We start from the raw sequence: 15,574 nt of genomic DNA, 5'->3' as shown, positions 1-15,574 counted from the left end.
GACCGTCCTGCGGGCCGACGCGTCCGCGCCCCGGCACCGGCGACGCTGAGGGCATGGCCGCACACACCCCGCTCCCCGTCACCGTCCGCCCGGCGTCGTCGCGTCGCCACGAGCCCGAGGACCACTCGGTGCGCTCCGCCGTGGCCGTCGTGGTCGCCGGCGTCGTCCTGGTGGCGCTGCTGGTCGGCGGCGGCGCGATGGTCGCGACCCTCGTCGACCTGTCGTCCTGGGTGGGGACGTCCTGACGGCACGTCGGGACGACGCCCGACGGGCACCGCGTCAGTAGGCGTACGGGAACCCCGACCAGTCGGGGTCGCGTCGCTGCAGGAACGCGTCGCGTCCCTCGACGGCCTCGTCCGTCATGTACGCCAGGCGGGTCGCCTCACCGGCGAAGACCTGCTGACCGGCCAGCCCGTCGTCGGCCAGGTTGAACGCGAACTTCAGCATCCGCACGGCCTGCGGCGACTTCGTCGCCAGGATGCGCGCGTACTCCAGGCCCGCGTCCTCGAGGTCCGCGTGCGCGACGACGTCGTTCACGGCCCCCCACGCGAGGGCGTCGTCCGCCGAGTACTCCCGCGCCAGGAAGAAGATCTCCCGCGCGCGCTTCTGCCCCACCTGCCGCGCGAGCAGGGCCGACCCGTAGCCGCCGTCGAAGGACCCGACGTTCGCGTCGGTCTGCATGAAGCGCGCGTGCTCGCGGCTCGCGATCGTCAGGTCGGCCACGACGTGCAGGGAGTGCCCGCCGCCGGCGGCCCACCCGTTGACGAGCGCCACGACGACCTTCGGCATCGTCCGGATCAGGCGCTGCACCTCGAGGATGTGCAGGCGGCCCGCGCGTGCCGGGTCGACGGCCGCGGCCGTCTCGCCGTCGGCGTACCGGTAGCCGTCGCGACCGCGGATGCGCTGGTCCCCGCCGGAGCAGAACGCCCAGCCGCCGTCCTTGGGCGACGGGCCGTTGCCGGTCAGCAGCACCGTGCCGACGTCGGACGTCGTCCGGGCGTGGTCCAGGACCGCGTACAGCTCGTCGACGGTGTGCGGGCGGAACGCGTTGCGCACCTCGGGGCGGTCGAACGCCACCCGGACCACCGGCAGGTCACGCTCGGTGGCACCGGCCGCCGCCTGCTCGGCCGTGGGGCGCGCGCGTCCGCGGTGGTAGGTGATGTCGGTGAGGTGCTCGAACCCCGCGACCTCGCGCCACCGTGTCGGGTCGAACGTCTCCGAGACGCGCGCGGGCAGGGGGGCGGGGCTGCCGTTCTCACTCACGCCACCACCCTAACGACGCACCCGGGGCCGCCCCGCCACCTCGCTCGCGGCTGCACCGCCGGTCGGTGGAGGTGCGCGTGCGGCTTAACCTGGGGTCGTGGGTGCGGAGCCGGACGTCGTCGTGTGGGACGTGCCGTTGCGCACCCGGTTCCGCGGCCTGACCCGACGCGACGGCGTGCTCGTGCGCGGTGACGCGGGGTGGGGCGAGTTCAGCCCCTTCTGGGACTACGACGACGCCGCGGCCGTGCGCTGGTGGCGCGCGGCGCGCGAGGCGGCCGACGACGGCTGGCCGGCGCCCGTGCGCACGCACGTCCCCGTGAACGTGACGGTCCCCGCGGTCGACCCCGCGCACGCGCACCGCATCGTCACCGGCTCCGGGGGGTGCCGCACCGCGAAGGTCAAGGTGGCCGAGCCCGGGCAGCCCGCCGGTGCCGACGAGGCCCGGCTCGAGGCCGTGCGTGACGCGTTGGGCCCGGACGGCGCGATCCGTGTCGACGCCAACGCGGCCTGGGACGTCGACACGGCCGTGACACGCCTGGCGGCCCTCGACCGCGCCGCCGGTGGCCTGGAGTACGCCGAGCAGCCCGTGCCCGGGGTCGACGACCTGGCCGCCCTGCGGCGCCGGACGCACGTGCCGCTCGCGGCGGACGAGGCGGTGCGCCGCACGGACGACCCGCTCGCGGTGGTCCGGCGGCACGCGGCCGACGTGATCGTCCTGAAGGTGCAGCCGCTCGGCGGCGTGCGCGCCTGCCTGCGGCTGGCCGAGCAGGCGGGTCTGCCCGTGGTCGTGTCGTCGGCGCTCGAGACGTCGGTCGGGCTGGCCGCCGGGCTCGCGCTCGCCGGCGCCCTGCCGGAGCTGCCGTACGCGTGCGGTCTGGCCACCGCGGCGCTGCTCGCCGACGACCTCGTGAGCGACCCGCTGCTGCCGCACGACGGCGCGATCGAGGTCCGGCGGCCCGTGCCGTCCCTGGCGCTGGTGGACGCGGCGGCGGCACCGCCCGCGCTCGTGGCCCGCTGGGCCGGCAGGCTCACGGCCGTGCGGGCTCGGGCATGATGGCGGGCGTGACGCCCCCGCCCGAGGACCAGCCCGCCCGCCGCCGACGGCGGCGGGACGCGACGGTCGTGCCGGGCGACGGCGGGCGCCCGCCGTCGCCCGCCGTCGCGGCGGCCCGGGTCCTGGTGCAGGCGCTCGCGGCGCTCGGTGTGCGGGACGTCGTGCTCGCGCCCGGGTCGCGCAGCGCGCCCCTCGCGTACGCCTTCGCCGACGCGGCCCGCCCCGACGACGAGCGCCCCGCGGGCGCGCCCGCGATCCGGCTGCACGTGCGCGTCGACGAGCGGGACGCGGGGTTCCTCGCGCTCGGCCTGGCTAAGGCGTCCGTGCACGCGGGCGAGCGCGGACCGGGTGCCGCGCGCCCCGTCGCGGTCGTCACGACGTCCGGCACGGCCGTGGCGAACCTGCACCCGGCCGTCCTCGAGGCCCGTCACGCGGGACTGCCCCTCGTGCTGCTCACGGCCGACCGGCCGCACGAGCTGCGCGGGACCGGGGCCAACCAGACGACCGAGCAGGCGCAGCTGTTCGGGTCCTCGGTGCGGCTCGCCGTGGACGTCCCCGCACCGAGCGGCCTGCCGGGCGAGGACCGGGACCTGCGGCGTGCGGTGTCGCGGGCCCTGGCCGCCGCGACCGGGGCCCGCACGGGTGACCCGGGGCCGGTGCACCTTAACCTCGCGTTCCGCGAGCCGCTCGTCCCGGGCGACGAGCCGTGGCCCGCCGCCTCCGACGCCGGCCTGTCGCACGTCGCCGGTCGCGCCCAGCCCACGGAGCAGTGGGCCGCGTCGACGGGGGCCGTCCCGGTCGTCGTCGAGCCGGTCGACGAGGCGGGGGAGCGCGCGCGGCCGTCGCGGCGGGCGCGCGGCGCGGTCCCCACGGTCGTGGTGGCGGGCGACGGCGCGGGGCCCGGGGCGGCTCGCCTGGCCGAGGCGAACGGGTGGCCGCTGCTGGCCGAGCCGTCGTCCGGCGCCCGGCAGGGCCCGAACGCGGTCGGCGCCTACCGGCTCCTGCTCGCCGACGAGCGGCTCGGCGGGCGGGTGGGGCGTGTCGTCGTGCTCGGCCGCCCGACCCTGAGCCGCCCCGTCCAGGCGCTGCTCGCGCGTCCCGACGTCGACGTGCTGGTCGTCGCGCCCCGCGGCACGGACTGGCCCGACGCCGCGCGCAACGCCTCCCAGGTGCTGCTCGAGGTCCCGTGGCGCATGCGGCAGGGCCGGGTGGGTGCCCCGGCGGGATGGCTCGACGCGTGGCGCACCGCCGACGCCGCCGCGCAGGACGTGCTCGCCGGCATCCTCGACACCCCCGAGGACGCGCGCCGGTCGCGCAGCGGTCCCCGCGTCAGCGGGTGGGCGCTGGCGCGTGCGGTGGCGCGTGCGAGTGCGCCCGACGACGTGCTCGTCGTCGGCTCGTCCAACCCCGTGCGGGACCTCGACCTCGTCGCTCGCTGGGACCTGGCGCCGCTCGTGCTCGCCAACCGCGGCCTGGCCGGCATCGACGGCACGATCGCCACCGCCACGGGTGTGGCGCTCGGGCTGCCGCACCGGCGCGTGCGGGCCTACCTCGGTGACCTGACGTTCCTGCACGACGTGGGCGGGCTGCTACGGGGCCCGGCGGAGCCGTCGGTCGACCTGCAGCTCGTCGTCTCGAACGACGACGGCGGCTCGGTGTTCGCGACGCTGGAGCACGGCGACCCGGGACGTGCCGACGTGTTCGAGCGCGTGTTCGCGACGCCGCACGGGGTCGACGTCGCCGCGCTGTGCGCCGCGTACGGCGTGCGGCACACGCGGGTCGTCGACACCGACGGCCTGCTGCCCGCGCTCGCGGCGCCCGGGACGGGGACGAGCGTGGTCGAGGTGCGGGTGGACCGCGCGCACCGGCGCTCGCTGGGAGAACGCCTGGCCACCGAGGTCGCGGCGGCCGTCGACAAGGCACTGTCACCGCTGTCCTGAGCCCGGCGCGGACGACCCACCCGGGTTTTTCACAGGAAACTCCCAGCCCCCTGAGAGGCCGATCCCAGGGCGACGCGGTGTGATGGGAGCCGACAAGGAGGCACCCATGACCACTTCCACCCCCGAGCCGCGGCCCGCCGCCGGAACCACCGGACCGGACGTCCGCGCCACCCAGCCGCTGCCCGCGACCGGCGCCACCGCGCCCGCCGCCGAGCCGCGCCTGACCCCCGCGCAGCAGTGGGCGCGCTACGAGTCGGCCCAGCGCGGCACCGGCAACCCGGCCGGCGGCGCCGAGCACGCTCCGGGTGCCGCGTTCGGCGCCACCAGCGCCGCTCCGGGCCAGGTGCCCCCGGGCGCGACCCCGCCGTCCGACCCGTGGGCGGCGCCGGCGGACCCGCAGCGTCGCAAGAGCTCGCGGACCTGGGCGTGGATCGCGTCCGCCGCAGTCGTCGGGCTGCTCGTCGGTGGCGGGTCGGTGGCGACCCTCGACTACCTGGACCGGCCCGGCGCGTCCGACCGCTCGTCGTCGATCGCGGACCTCGGCCGCTCCGACAGCGACCAGGCGCCCGTCACGGGATCGAGCGTGGAGGACCCGGACTGGCAGCGCGTCGCCGCGGCCGTGCAGGGCTCCGTCGTCGCGATCGACGTGCAGACGCAGTCCGGCGGCGGGCAGGGCTCCGGCTTCGTCATCGACGACTCCGGGTACGTGCTGACCAACGACCACGTGGTCTCCGGTGCGCAGGGCAACGTCCGCGTGACGCTCACCGACGGCCGCATCTTCGAGGCCGAGGTGGTCGGCACGGACGCGGCCACGGACCTCGCGGTCGTGCGGATCCTCGACGCCCCTGACGACCTGCAGGCGGCCGCGCTCGGCAACTCCGACGACGTGAAGGTGGGCGACCCGGTGATGGCCGTGGGCAACCCCCTCGGTCTGGCGAACACGGTGACCACAGGCATCGTCTCGGCCGTCGACCGTCCTGTCTCCACGCAGGGCGTGGACGGTGCCGACGGTGCGGTGACGAACGCCATCCAGGTGGACGCCGCGGTCAACCCCGGCAACTCCGGGGGTCCGCTGTTCGACGCCACGGGCCGGGTCATCGGCATCACGTCGTCGATCGCGACGCTGAGCCAGCAGTCGGGATCGATCGGGCTGGGCTTCGCGATCCCCGTGAACCTCGCGAAGAACATCGCGTCGCAGCTCATCGACAACGGGCAGGCCGAGCACGCCTTCCTGGGCGTCACGCTGTCCGACGGCACGGCCACCGCCGACGGCATCACGCGTCGGGGCGCCGTCGTCGAGAGCGTCACCGAGGGCTCGCCCGCCGGGGAGGCGGGGGTCCAGGTCGGCGACGTCATCGTCGCGATCGGGGACGAGCCCGTGGGCGGCGCCGAGTCGCTCACCGCGTTCGTCCGTGCGATGTCCTCGGGTGACGAGGCCACGCTGACGGTCGTGCGGGACGGCAAGGCGATCGAGCTGGACGTCACGCTCGCCACGCGGCCGGACGACTTCGGCGCGGCCCCCCAGCCGGACCAGGGCGGCCAGGGCGAGGGCCAGGGCCAGGGTCAGGACGGCGGCGGTCTGCCCGGCGGCATGACGCCCGACGAGCTCTGGGAGTGGCTGCAGCAGCAGCAGGGCCAGGGCTGATCGGACTCGGGCGCGGCCCCCGGTGACGCGGGCCGCGCCCGGGCGCCGCGCCACGGTGCGCAGCGCCGACCGCGTCACGTCCGCGGTCCCGGCGCCGCGCCGTCGTGCGCGCACGGGCCCGCCGTGGGTCCCCCTCTCGCGGCGGGCCCTCGTGCGTCCCGCCGCACGTCCCGCCCTCGCGCGCCCGGCGCGGCGAGGTCAGGACAGCGCGTGACGCATGGGGTCGAGCTTCGCGCGCGACTCGGCGAGCTCCGCCGCCGGGTCGGATGCGGCGACGACGCCGCAGCCGGCGAACAGCCGCAGGCGCCGCGGGTCCTCGCGGTCCACCTCGGCGGAGCGCAGCGCGATGCCCCACTCGCCGTCGCCGTCGGCACCGAACCAGCCGACCGGGCCCGCGTACCGGCCGCGGTCCATGCCCTCGATGCGCGTGATCAGCGCGCGCGCGGCCTGAGTGGGGGTGCCGCACACCGCGGCGGTCGGGTGCAGGGCCGCGGCGAGCGCGAGCGAGGACGGGTGCGCGTCGTCCCCCTGCGGCGCCGTCAGGACGCCGGTGACGTCGGACGCGAGGTGCAGCACGTTCGGCAGCGGCAGGACGAACGGCACGTCGGGGACGTTCGACGACGAGCAGAACGGCGCGAGCGCCCGCGCGACCGACGTCACGGCGTACTCGTGCTCCTCGAGGTCCTTCGACGAGTGCGCGAGGATCGCGGCGCGGCCCATGTCGGCGTCGTCGTCACCCGTGCGACGGATCGTGCCCGCCAGCACCCGGGACGTGACGAGCCCGCGCTCCGAGCGCACGAGCAGCTCGGGCGTCGCGCCGATCATCCCGTCGACGCTGAAGGTCCAGCACGAGCGGTACCGGTCGGCGAGCCGCTGCAGGGCCCACCGCACGTCGAGCGGGTGCTCGGTGAGTGCGTGGACCTCGCGCGCGAGCACCACCTTGTCCACCTCGCCCGCGCGGATCGCGGCGATCCCGTGCGCGACCACGTCGAGCCAGGCGTCGGCGTCGACCGCGCCGTCGGTGTAGGTGACGTCGCCCGGCGAGGTCGGTGCGTGGCGGTGGGGCACGACGTCGCCCAGCCGCGGTGCCGGACCGAGCTCGCCGGCGGTGCTCAGGGTCGTCAGCCACGTCCGCCCGTCGCGGCGGCCCACGACGACGCGCGGCACGACGACGACGCCTCCAGCGGGGGAGTCGTCGTCGAACGCGAACGAACCGAAGGCGACCGGTCCGGTGCCCGGTAGCCGGACCTCGTCGCGGACGATCGCGTGCTCGAGGACCTGCCGCCACGCGCGCTCGGCGGCCGCGAACCTGTCGGCGCCCTGCACCTCGACGCGGACGGCCTCGCCCCACGCCACGAGCCCGTCGCCGCGACGCACCCACGCGAGGGGGGCGTCGGGACCGAGCAGGTCGAGCAGGTCGGCGGCGTCCGGGGCGTCACCCGTGGGGAGGTCGCACTCGACCGTGCGCACCAGCAGGGGGCGGGGGACGCCGCCGGTGACGGGGGTCTCGGGCGACGTGCTCATCGTCGTCCAGGGTAGGCCCTCGCGGGGCGCTGACCGGGTGCGGAGCAGTGCGACGCTCGTCTCAGCGCCGGCGCCCCGCGGGGGCGGTCCAGGGGTGGCCGCGGCGGTCAGCGCGGCTTGCGGGCCACCACGACGTCGCGCTCGATGGCCTGGTCCACGCGGTGCGCCAGGCCGAGGAACGCCGGGCCGTCGAGCGGCTCGAGCCCGGCGTCACGGAGCATCGCGACCAGGTCCTCGCGCGGGAGCACCTTGGTGTTCCACGACAGGCCCATCGCGCCGCCGCGGCGCAGCACGGTGGTCCACACGGGGATCGCGTCGGCGAGCAGGTCCCGCGGGGAGCGCGACGGCGTGCGCGGCCCGGTCACCGACCCGTGCTGGATGCCGTACGGGGCGTCCGCGACGACGACGTCGAAGAAGCCGGCGCGGTACATCCGGGCCGTGTCGAGCGTGTCACCCTGCGTGATCTCGAGCGTCTGCACGTCCCCCGCGCGGAACTCGTCCTTGGTGGCGGCCAGCTCGAAGGTCGTGCGGCGGCCCAGGTTGCGGCCGGCGACCCGCACGCGGCTCGAGCTCGACCGGTGCTTGAGGCGCTTGTCCTGCAGCCACCGCGCCGCGAACGCGGTGTACGCCTCGACGTCGCGCCGGTCGACGTCCACGCCGTACGCGTCCCAGCCGTACATCAGGGCCTGGTTGAGGGTCGTCCCGCGCCCGCACATCGGGTCGAGCACGCGGACGCGCGAGCCGAGGAACCCCTCGACCGGGAGCGCTGCCGCCGCCGTGAGGTTGAGCAGCAGACGGGTGAGCTGCTCGTTGGTCTTGCCGATGTACTTGAGGATCGTCAGCAGGTCGTCGTCGTACCGGTCGAGACGCGGCGCGTCGAGCGGCACGAGCGACCCGTCGTCCCGCAGCTCGAACAGCGCGAACAGCGACGACAGGTTGGCCAGCACGCGCAGGTCGTCCGCCGTGAGGTCGGGCGCGTCGAGCACGAGGTACGGGACGCCGCCCAGCCTGCGCTCGACGGGACCGCCCCCGGCGGCGACGCGGCCGCCCAGCAGCAGGTCGTCGAGCGCGAGCAGCTCGTTGCTCAGCAGGCGTGCGGCGTTCTGCGTGTACACCCGGTTCGCCGAGGGCTGGACGAGGATCGCGTACTGCGGCATGGGTGGTGACGCCCCCGGGGGTCGGATCGGCGGCGCGACCCGGCGGCGCGCCCACGCCGCACGCTACCCGAGCACGGTGCGCGCCCGACCGCCCGGACCTGCGACCATGGGCGCATGCCTCGCGCCGCCCTCGACAAGGACCCCCGCGACGTCGCCGCCATGTTCGACGCGGTCGCGCACCGGTACGACGTGACGAACGACGTCATCTCCCTGGGGCAGGACCGCGCCTGGCGCAGGGCCACGCTCGCGGCGCTCGGCGCCCAGCGCGGCGAGACGGTGCTGGATCTCGCCGCGGGCACCGGGACGTCGAGCGAGCCCCTCGCGGACGCGGGCGTGCACGTGGTGCCGTGCGACCTGTCGACGGGCATGCTGCGCGTCGGTCGTCGCCGTCGCCCCGACCTGCCGTTCGTGGCGGGTGACGCGCTGCACCTGCCGTTCGCCGACGAGTCCTTCGACGCGGTGACCATGTCGTTCGGCCTGCGCAACGTGTCCGACGTCGACGCCGCGCTGCGCGAGCTGCTGCGCGTCACCCGGCCCGGCGGGCGCCTCGTGGTGTGCGAGTTCTCCCGGCCCACGTTCGCGCCGTTCCGCACGGTCTACACCAACTACCTCATGCGGGCCCTGCCGCCCGTCGCGCGGGCCGTCTCCAAGGAGCCGGACGCCTACGTGTACCTCGCGGAGTCGATCCGCAGCTGGCCGGACCAGCGCGAGCTGGGTCTGCTGGTGCGGGCGGCGGGGTGGGACAAGGTGGCCTTCCGCAACCTGTCGGGCGGCATCGTCGCCCTGCACCGCGCGACCCGGCCCTGACCCGCGAGGTGTGCGGTGCGCGGCGCTCGCGCCGGGTCGCGCCGGGTCCGGGGAGGATGGGTCACGCTGGCGTCCCGTGCAGGGAGCGGGGACCGCGGGCGGTGCGTCGTCACCGCTCGGGGGCCGGGCGCGGGACCAACGTCCGGCGCTGTCGCTGAGGTAAGCCAACCCTTCGCAGACATGCCCGGACGGGCTGGTTACACTCGCCGGGGTTGCACGTGAACAACGTCACAAGTGGGGTGGCACGGTGGTCGGGACGAACGATGACGCGGACGTCGTCGTCGTCGGCGCCGGTCCCGCCGGTGCCTCCGCCGCGTTCCACTGCGCCGCCGCGGGGCTGGACGTCCTGCTGCTGGAGAAGGCGACCTTCCCGCGCGACAAGATCTGCGGGGACGGCCTGACGCCCCGCGCCGTGGCCGAGCTCGTGCGCATGGGCGTGCCGATCCGCGAGCAGGACGGCTGGATCCGCAACCGCGGCCTGCGCGTCATCGGTGGCGGTCACCGCCTCGAGCTGCCGTGGCCCGAGCTGTCGAGCTACCCGTCGTACGGCCTGGCACGGGCGCGCACGTCGTTCGACCAGGTCCTCGCCGAGCACGCGCGCGCCGGCGGGGCGAAGCTGGTCGAGGGCACCTCCGTGACGGCCCCCGTGCGCGACGAGCGCACCGGTCGCGTCGTCGGGGTGCGGGCCCGGCCCGTCGCGGCCGACGGACGGCGCACGGTCGACGCGGGCGACGAGGTCGAGTACCGCGCGCCCGTCGTGATCGCCGCCGACGGCGTCTCGGCGCGGCTCGCGACGGCCGTCGGCCGCGCCAAGCGCGACGACCGGCCGATGGGCGTGGCCGTCCGCACGTACTTCCGCACGCCCCGGCACGACGACCCCTGGATGGAGTCGCACCTCGAGCTGTGGGACGGCCCGCCGGGCCGCTCGAACCTCATGCCCGGGTACGGCTGGATCTTCTCCCTCGGCGACGGCACGGCGAACGTCGGCCTGGGCTCGGTGAGCTCGACCGCGGCGGCCACCAAGGTGGACTACAAGGACCTGTTCGCCCGCTGGATGGCCAACGCGCCGCGCGAGTGGGAGTTCACCCCGGAGAACCAGGTCGCCCCCGTGCGCGGCGCGGCGCTGCCGATGGGCTTCAACCGTGGCCCGCTCTACGCCGACGGGCTGCTGCTCGCCGGCGACGCCGCCGGGATGGTGAGCCCGTTCAACGGCGAGGGGATCGCCTACGGCCTGCAGGCGGGTAGGGTCGCGGCGGACGCGATCGCGCAGGGTCTGGCGCGCGGTTCGGCCGCTGGACGGGAGCGGGCGCTGGCGACGTACCAGCAGCGCATGAAGGACGATCTCGGCGGGTACTACACGCTCGGTCGGGTGTTCGTGCGACTCATCGAGCACCCCCAGGTGATGCACCTGTGCACGCGCTACGGGCTGCCGCGCCCGCTGCTCATGAAGTTCGTGCTCAAGCTCCTGTCCGACTGCTACGAACCCCGCGGCGGCGACCTGGTCGACCGCGTCATCGCCGCTCTCGCCCGGCTGGCGCCCGATGCGTGAGGCGGCGAGCATGACCCACGTGACGCAGGGCCGCACCGGCCGGACGTCTTCGACGAGGAGGACCGCTCGATGAGCAACCCGTACGTCCCGCTCCTGGTGATGATCGGGATCGCGGCCGTCCTCGCCCTGGGTGGGGTCGGCGCGAGCGCGATCCTCGGCCCCAAGCGGTACAACCGCGCCAAGCTCGAGGCCTACGAGTGCGGGATCGAGCCCACGCCCCACGCGATCGGCGGCGGGCGGTTCCCGATCAAGTACTACCTGGTCGCCATGACCTTCATCATCTTCGACATCGAGGTCGTCTTCCTCTACCCCTGGGCCGTGGGCTTCGCGGAGCTCGCGACGTTCGGCCTGGTGGCGATGATGGTGTTCCTGCTGGTCATCACGGTCCCGTTCGTCTACGAGTGGAAGCGCGGCGGTCTGGAGTGGGACTGACCCTCGAGGGCCCGGCACTGCCGGGTCCCGCACCTGCCAGCACGTGCAGCCGACCGACACCGAGGAGGGACTGACATGGGGATCGAGGAAGCGCCCTCGGGCTTCCTGCTGACGACGGTCGAGGACCTCGTCGGCTACTTCCGCAAGGCATCGCTGTGGCCGGTGACCTTCGGGCTCGCGTGCTGCGCGATCGAGATGATGGCCGCCGGTACCAGCCGGTACGACATCTCCCGGTTCGGCATGGAGGTCTTCCGCGCGTCGCCGCGCCAGTCGGACCTCATGATCGTCGCGGGACGTGTCAGCCAGAAGATGGCGCCCGTCGTCCGCCAGGTCTACGACCAGATGGCCGGCCCGAAGTGGGTGCTGTCGATGGGCGTGTGCGCGTCGTCCGGCGGCATGTTCAACAACTACGCGATCGTCCAGGGCGTCGACCACATCGTGCCGGTGGACATCTACCTGCCCGGCTGCCCGCCGCGGCCCGAGATGCTGCTGCACGCGATCCTCGCGCTGCACCAGCAGATCCAGGACGAGCCGCTGGGCGTGAACCGCCAGGAGGCGGCGCGCAAGGCGCAGGAGGCCGCGATGGCCGCGACGCCGACGTCGCACATGACGGGACTGCTGCGATGAGCGACGAGACGAAGCCCTCCGAGGGCACCGACCCCACGAAGGGCACCAAGCCCGTCGCGCAGGCCACGCCCGCGGAGGACGCCACGTCCCCCGTCGCCGACCGGCCGACGGAGGGCACGAAGCCGACCGCCGAGAAGGCGGACGCGTCCGCCGCGGCCAAGCCGGGGGAGCCCGCGCCCGCCGGGACGCAGCGCACGAGCGCCGCGGCCCTCGAGGCCGGGTCGCAGAACGTCCCGGCCGGTCCCGACCCGACGAGCCCGCGCACGCCGCTCGACATCGTCGACGTCCGCACCGGCATGTTCGGCGTGGCCGACACGGGTGACACCTCCGGGTTCGGCGGTCTGGTCCGGACCGTCGCGATGCCCGGGCCCAGCCAGCGCCCGTACGGCGGCTGGTTCGACGAGGTCGTCGACGTCCTCACCGAGGTGCTCGACGAGTCCGGCACCGGGTTCGCGAACGCCGTGGAGTCCGTCGTCGTCGACCGCGGCGAGCTGACCCTGAACATCGCCCGCGAGCACCTCGTCGAGGTCGCGCAGGCGCTGCGGGACGACCCGGACCTGCGCTTCGAGCTCTCGCTCGGGGTGTCGGGGGTCCACTTCCCGCACGACGCGGGACGCGAGCTGCACGCGGCCTACCACGTGGTGTCCGTGACGCACGGCCGCCGGCTGCGCCTCGAGGTCGCGGCGCCCGAGGGCGACCCGCACATCCCGTCCACGGTGGCGGTCTACCCCGCCAACGACTGGCACGAGCGCGAGACCTGGGACTTCTTCGGGATCGTGTTCGACGGCCACCCCGGCCTGGCGCGCATCGAGATGCCCGACGACTGGCCGGGCCACCCGCAGCGCAAGGACTACCCCCTCGGCGGGATCCCGGTCGAGTACAAGGGCGCGACCATCCCGCCCCCGGACCAGCGGAGGTCGTACAGCTGATGACCGCCCCCACCTCGCAGACCCCCCACGCGACCCGTCACGTCCCGCTCGAGGACACCGAGGGCGTGCCCTCGTTCGAGGCGTCCGGCGGCGACTGGTCCGACATCGCCGAGGAGGCCGCGCGCCTCGGCGACGAGCGCATCGTGGTCAACATGGGCCCCCAGCACCCGTCGACCCACGGCGTGCTCCGGCTCATGCTCGAGATCGACGGCGAGACCGTCACCGAGGCACGTGCCGGCATCGGCTACCTGCACACGGGCATCGAGAAGAACATGGAGTTCCGCACCTGGACCCAGGGCGTGACCTTCTGCACCCGCATGGACTACGTCGCGCCCCTCTTCCAGGAGGCGGCGTACTGCCTGGCGATCGAGAAGCTCCTCGGGATCACGGACGACGTGCCCGAGCGCGCGTCGGTCATCCGCGTGCTGATGATGGAGCTCAACCGCATCTCGTCGCACCTGGTCTTCCTGGCCACGGGCGGCAACGAGCTGGGTGCCACGACGATCATGATCCTGGGCTTCACCGCCCGCGAGGAGATCCTCAAGGTCTTCGAGATGATCTCGGGACTGCGCATGAACCACGTGTACATCCGCCCCGGCGGTGTCGCGCAGGACGTGCCCCCGGGCGCGATCGACTCCGTGCGCGAGGCGATGACGAAGGTCCGCGGCTACTTCAAGCAGCTCGAGGACCTCATGCTGGCGAACCCGATCCTGCAGGCGCGCATGAAGGACGTCGGCGCGCTGAGCCTGGCGGCCTGCATGTCCCTCGGCGTCACCGGGCCGCTGCTGCGCGCGACGGGCCTGCCGTACGACGTGCGCAAGACCGACCCGTACTGCGGGTACGAGACGTACGACTTCGACGTCCCGACGCAGGACGCCGCGGACTCGTGGGCACGCCTGATCGTGCGGATCGAGGAGTGCTACCAGTCGATGCGGATCGTCGAGCAGTGCCTCGAGCGGCTGGCGAAGCCGGGACCGGTGATGGTCGCCGACAAGAAGATCGCGTGGCCGGCGCAGCTGGCCATCGGCACCGACGGCATGGGCAACTCCCTCGACCACATCAAGGAGATCATGGGCACCTCCATGGAGGCCCTGATCCACCACTTCAAGCTGGTGACCGAGGGCTTCCGCGTGCCGGCGGGCCAGGTCTTCCAGACCGTCGAGCACCCGCGCGGCGAGCTGGGGGTGCACCTGGTGTCCGACGGCGGCACCAAGCCGTACCGGGCGCACTTCCGTGACCCGTCGTTCAACAACCTGCAGGCCGTCTCCATGATGTGCGAGGGCGGGCAGGTCGCCGACGTCGTCGTCGCCGTCGCGTCGATCGACCCGGTGCTGGGAGGGGTGGACCGCTGATGTCCGTCGAGCACGCGGGCGCAGCAGCGCCCCACGAGCACGGCCGTGTCCCGGGTGAGCGGCACGCCGTCGGGTACGACGAGGAGACGCGCGCGCGGCTGACCGCCGACGCGCAGGAGATCATCGCCCGCTACCCGCAGGCACGCTCCGCCCTGCTGCCGATGCTGCACCTGGTGCAGTCGGAGGACGGCTACGTGAGCCCGCGCGGGATCGCGTTCTGCGCCACGACGCTGGGCATCTCGACCGCCGAGGTCTCCGCCGTCGCGACCTTCTACACGCAGTACAAGCGGCACCCCAACGGCACGTACACCGTCGGGGTGTGCACCAACACGCTGTGCGCGGTCATGGGCGGCGACGCGATCTGGGAGGAGCTCAGCGAGCACCTCGGGATCGGTCACGACGAGACGACCGCCGACGGTGCGGTCACCCTCGAGCGCATCGAGTGCAACGCGGCCTGCGACTACGCGCCGGTCGTGATGGTCAACTGGGAGTTCTTCGACAACCAGACGCCGGCCTCGGCCGTCGAGGTGGTCGACCGGCTGGTCGAGGGCGCGCCCGTCGCGCCGACCCGCGGGGCGTCGTCCGTCTGCACGTTCAAGGAGATGAGCCGCGTCCTGGCGGGCTTCCCCGACGGACGCGCCGACGAGGGCGTGGGCGCCGGTCCGGCGACCGTGCGCGGCACCGTGCTGGCCCGGGAGCGTGGCTGGACGGCCCCGTCGTTCGACGCGGACGAGCGCACCGCCGCGACGGGCGCCACCCACGGCGAGCCGGACGTGGGCGAGGCGCAGTCCAGCGCCGACCGCCCGGAGACCACCCCTGCCGACGTCTCGCCCGCCGGTGAGCAGCGCAAGCAGAAGTCCGACGACGCGAAGGAGTCGTGATGACGACCCTGACCCCCGTGCTGTCCGCGCACTGGGACGCGGACCGGTCGTGGAAGCTCGACCGGTACGTGGCCGACGGCGGCTACCGCGGTCTGCGTCGCGCGCTGACCATGGCGCCCGCCGACGTCGTGACGGCCGTCAAGGACTCCGGCCTGCGCGGTCGTGGTGGCGCAGGCTTCCCGACCGGCATGAAGTGGGGCTTCCTGCCCGCGCCGGACGGTGGCCCGCGGTACCTCGTGGTCAACGCCGACGAGTCCGAGCCGGGCACCTGCAAGGACATCCCGCTGATGCTGGCGAGCCCGCAGGACCTCATCGAGGGCGTGATCATCACGTCCTACGCGATCGGCTGCCACCACGCTTTCATCTACGTGCGCGGCGAGGTCGTGCACGTCTACCGCCGGCTGCTCGAGGCCG

The 15,574-nt window shown here is 74.6% G+C and carries 14 protein-coding genes and 1 pseudogene; 12 read left to right on the top strand and 3 right to left on the bottom strand.

Annotation, left to right across the window (positions count from 1 at the left end):
• Positions 1-53 precede the first annotated feature (53 nt).
• Positions 54-245, top strand: coding sequence for a hypothetical protein (locus tag IR158_RS01980; RefSeq protein WP_291808786.1), 192 nt, complete (start codon positions 54-56; stop codon positions 243-245).
• Between the two features lie 34 nt (positions 246-279).
• Here the strand turns inward: IR158_RS01980 and IR158_RS01975 are convergent, their stop codons facing one another.
• Positions 280-1,263 carry a 1,4-dihydroxy-2-naphthoyl-CoA synthase gene (locus IR158_RS01975; protein WP_227576192.1) on the bottom strand — a complete coding sequence of 328 codons (984 nt, stop codon included), beginning with the start codon at positions 1,261-1,263 and terminating at the stop codon, positions 280-282.
• Between the two features lie 97 nt (positions 1,264-1,360).
• Here IR158_RS01975 and IR158_RS01970 point away from each other — a divergent pair, with 97 nt between their 5' ends.
• The 3 genes from IR158_RS01970 to IR158_RS01960 all read left to right on the top strand — a co-directional run bounded on the left by IR158_RS01970 (position 1,361) and on the right by IR158_RS01960 (position 5,902).
• Positions 1,361-2,317, top strand: a complete 957-nt coding sequence (locus IR158_RS01970) for an o-succinylbenzoate synthase (RefSeq protein ID WP_291808780.1) — start codon at positions 1,361-1,363, stop codon at positions 2,315-2,317.
• The gene (gene menD, locus IR158_RS01965) at positions 2,314-4,257 is read left to right on the top strand and encodes a 2-succinyl-5-enolpyruvyl-6-hydroxy-3-cyclohexene-1-carboxylic-acid synthase (RefSeq protein ID WP_291808777.1); all 1,944 of its coding nucleotides are present in this window, start codon (positions 2,314-2,316) and stop codon (positions 4,255-4,257) included. Before IR158_RS01970 ends, menD begins: the two co-directional genes overlap by 4 nt.
• 106 nt (positions 4,258-4,363) lie before the next feature.
• Positions 4,364-5,902 carry a trypsin-like peptidase domain-containing protein gene (locus tag IR158_RS01960; RefSeq protein ID WP_291808774.1) on the top strand — a complete coding sequence of 513 codons (1,539 nt, stop codon included), beginning with the start codon at positions 4,364-4,366 and terminating at the stop codon, positions 5,900-5,902.
• A 198-nt stretch (positions 5,903-6,100) separates the two neighbouring features.
• Here IR158_RS01960 and IR158_RS01955 read toward each other — a convergent pair whose 3' ends face one another.
• On the bottom strand, positions 6,101-7,426 hold the full coding sequence (locus tag IR158_RS01955) for an isochorismate synthase MenF (RefSeq protein WP_291808772.1): 1,326 nt from the start codon (positions 7,424-7,426) through the stop codon (positions 6,101-6,103).
• 107 nt (positions 7,427-7,533) lie between these two features.
• Entirely contained in the window at positions 7,534-8,583 is a 1,050-nt protein-coding gene (locus IR158_RS01950; RefSeq protein WP_291808770.1) for an SAM-dependent methyltransferase, read from the bottom strand.
• Between the two features lie 114 nt (positions 8,584-8,697).
• Here IR158_RS01950 and IR158_RS01945 point away from each other — a divergent pair, with 114 nt between their 5' ends.
• The 8 genes and pseudogenes from IR158_RS01945 to IR158_RS01910 form a co-directional block, all read left to right on the top strand.
• The gene (locus IR158_RS01945; RefSeq protein WP_291808767.1) at positions 8,698-9,390 is read left to right on the top strand and encodes a demethylmenaquinone methyltransferase; all 693 of its coding nucleotides are present in this window, start codon (positions 8,698-8,700) and stop codon (positions 9,388-9,390) included.
• 247 nt (positions 9,391-9,637) lie between these two features.
• Positions 9,638-10,939 carry a geranylgeranyl reductase family protein gene (locus tag IR158_RS01940; protein ID WP_291808764.1) on the top strand — a complete coding sequence of 434 codons (1,302 nt, stop codon included), beginning with the start codon at positions 9,638-9,640 and terminating at the stop codon, positions 10,937-10,939.
• A 69-nt stretch (positions 10,940-11,008) separates the two neighbouring features.
• Entirely contained in the window at positions 11,009-11,371 is a 363-nt protein-coding gene (locus IR158_RS01935) for an NADH-quinone oxidoreductase subunit A (RefSeq protein WP_291808763.1), read from the top strand.
• Between the two features lie 75 nt (positions 11,372-11,446).
• Positions 11,447-11,998, top strand: a complete 552-nt coding sequence (locus IR158_RS01930) for an NADH-quinone oxidoreductase subunit B family protein (protein ID WP_291808761.1) — start codon at positions 11,447-11,449, stop codon at positions 11,996-11,998.
• Positions 11,995-12,927 (top strand): NADH-quinone oxidoreductase subunit C, encoded by a 933-nt coding sequence (locus tag IR158_RS01925; RefSeq protein ID WP_291808758.1) that lies wholly within the window; start codon positions 11,995-11,997, stop codon positions 12,925-12,927. The genes IR158_RS01930 and IR158_RS01925 overlap by 4 nt, the downstream gene beginning before the upstream one ends.
• Positions 12,927-14,279: an NADH-quinone oxidoreductase subunit D gene (locus IR158_RS01920; protein WP_291808756.1), complete on the top strand. Its 1,353-nt coding sequence runs from the start codon at positions 12,927-12,929 to the stop codon at positions 14,277-14,279. Before IR158_RS01925 ends, IR158_RS01920 begins: the two co-directional genes overlap by 1 nt.
• Positions 14,279-15,160, top strand: a complete 882-nt coding sequence (gene nuoE, locus IR158_RS01915) for an NADH-quinone oxidoreductase subunit NuoE (protein ID WP_291808754.1) — start codon at positions 14,279-14,281, stop codon at positions 15,158-15,160. The genes IR158_RS01920 and nuoE overlap by 1 nt, the downstream gene beginning before the upstream one ends.
• Positions 15,160-15,574: pseudogene (locus IR158_RS01910) on the top strand (NADH-quinone oxidoreductase subunit F); the annotation flags it as partial. The gene nuoE and the pseudogene IR158_RS01910, both read left to right, overlap by 1 nt.

Origin of the sequence: Cellulomonas sp., from assembly GCF_015234515.1 — a bacterium.
In the GTDB taxonomy this organism is placed as follows: domain Bacteria; phylum Actinomycetota; class Actinomycetes; order Actinomycetales; family Cellulomonadaceae; genus Cellulomonas.
This window is presented reverse-complemented; position numbering and strand designations above follow the sequence as displayed.